This window comes from Methylobacterium sp. WL7, assembly GCF_008040085.1.
GTDB classification, from domain to species: domain Bacteria; phylum Pseudomonadota; class Alphaproteobacteria; order Rhizobiales; family Beijerinckiaceae; genus Methylobacterium; species Methylobacterium mesophilicum.
On sequence record NZ_VRVG01000288.1, the window covers coordinates 1 to 1,993 of the forward strand.

Sequence of the window (1,993 nt, forward strand, 5' to 3'; positions counted from 1 at the left end):
CCCTCGGCCACGGCCGCCACGACACGCTCGCGCAGATCGACAGACAACGGTGAAGGCATCGAGGGCTCCTTCACCACTCAACGCTGCAAACGGCTAACCCGTCGCAACGCGGCCGGGCACGGCTCTAGCTCGACTTTGGCCCTTCATGCGACGTGGCAGAGGGCATAGGCCCAGGGCGCGGGCAAGCAGAAGCAGGGTTTCGTTCGCGGGCGTCCGCGCGGTGATGTTGCCAAAGTCCGCTCGCGCCGGATCGCAGAGCGCACGGCGGCCAGGGCATCGGCGGAGGTCGAGCGCGGTGGGGGTACCACGCGGCGGCCGCGACGCGTCGCCGTTGGCAAGCCGGGAGGCGTGCGGCCAACAGCGTGACGATCGAGAACAGGGCGAGCAGGCAGGGTGTGGTGCGGGTGATCGCCATGTCGGACCACTGCCGCTGCATCTCGACGCCCAGATGGGCGCGCGCTTCCTGGAAGGTGACCTCGACGGTCCAACGCCGCACGAACCACCCCACGATCTGCGCGGGCTCGCGCGTCGGATCAGTGCAGAGCAGAGCCTGGGGCGGGAAGCGCGCCTCGGGATCGCGGATGAGCACCCATCGGATCGGCACGACGGGCAGGCCACCGTGCCGCCACACTGCGGTGTCCGAGGCGATCTCGATCGCCCGCGCGCCCGCCCCGTACCAGCCCGGCACCACGACCTCGCGCCAGAGCGTGTCCTTGGCCGCGAGGCGGGCGGCGAGCGTGGGTAGCCGCCCGCCTTTGGTGCGCGAGCGCCCGATCATGCCGGGCGGTCGCGGAGGGGCGGGATCGTAGAGTGCTGCGTCGAGCCGCAGGCGGGTGATCGCCGTGATACCGCCGCGCCGCATCCCATCCAGGAACAAGAGGGCTGAGAAGCCGCCATCGCCCACCAGGACGAGGTTGCGCCCCGGCAGCCAGCGGCGGGCCTGCAGAACGAGTTGACCACCGACGTTGAGCAACGGCTTGTGCCGACGGCCCCGTTCACGACGGGCGCGGTCTGACGGCACCAGCACGGTCAGGAACGGCAATGCCCAGATGCGCCCCGCCCAGGGGATCGGGGCGAGCAGCATCAAACTCATCCAGCGCAGCCCGCTCGCCTTGACGTGGCGGCTGTGGGAGGAACGGACCGGATCACGGTAGATGCCCTTGGCCGCGATCCGCTTGCCGCGGCGGCGCTCGATCGTGTCGTCCACTCCCAGGACCACGGGGCCGCGTTGCGCGAACACGTCGATGAGGAGCCCAAGCAGGATACGGCCGCCGTTGCGTGGGCACCACGCCGACCGGTTGAGGATGCGGTGAACGTTCACGAACCGTCGCCCCCGCGCACGAGCCAGGATGCGCCGGACGCTCGTCACCGTGCGGCGGTTGGGCGTCAGGATCGCGCCGAACAGCAGAGGCTGAGCATGGCGCCAGGAGCGGTGGATGAAGAGCGGCGCGAACGCTAGGATGATCCCGGCGAAGCGGGTGGGCAGGGGCAGGATGGCGGTGTCTCTTGGCGGGGACACCACCAGCCTAACCATCACACCCGCTTCGTAACCTCCGCTCACTCAACCCGCCGCAAATGGCCAAAGTCGAGCTTAGAGACGCAACGTTGAGGACTGGATCCCGAGCTCAGCGGCGATCCGGACCAGCGGCCAACAACTATCGTGCACCAAGGCGATCGCATCGCGTTGAACTTGGCCATAGGATGCTGCTTCGACATCATCATACGGCGCCCTCCCCGCAACGACAGCGCGTATCAACAAAGCCCGTCAAACTGAGGACGCATCAAAGACGAATCCCCGCATTCATCTTCGTCAACAACCAGCGAATCAGAGCATGCATCCGTCTATATATTGACGAAGGAAAGCCTTATAAGCCATCGCACGCCCATGCCACCGGGACCGCCTCCAAAGCTCCGGGAAGCCCAACAGTTGAAGCCATTGCCGTTCATGCGCTAAATCGACATGCAAAGACAAATTTCTCGGTCACTGTTGGCC

General features: G+C 66.9%; 1 protein-coding gene. It reads right to left on the reverse strand.

The annotated features are described in order from the left end of the window. Window positions 1–124 precede the first annotated feature (124 nt). A complete protein-coding gene (locus FV233_RS29260) occupies window positions 125–1,534 on the reverse strand; it encodes a transposase (protein WP_246690141.1) in 1,410 nt (469 codons plus the stop codon). Between the last annotated feature and the right edge of the window lie 459 nt (window positions 1,535–1,993).

Coding starts and splice junctions, on each gene's coding strand:
- FV233_RS29260 (WP_246690141.1), bottom strand. CDS start 1,534: ATGGTTAGGCTGGTGGTGTCCCCGCCAAGAGACACCGCCATCCTGCCC.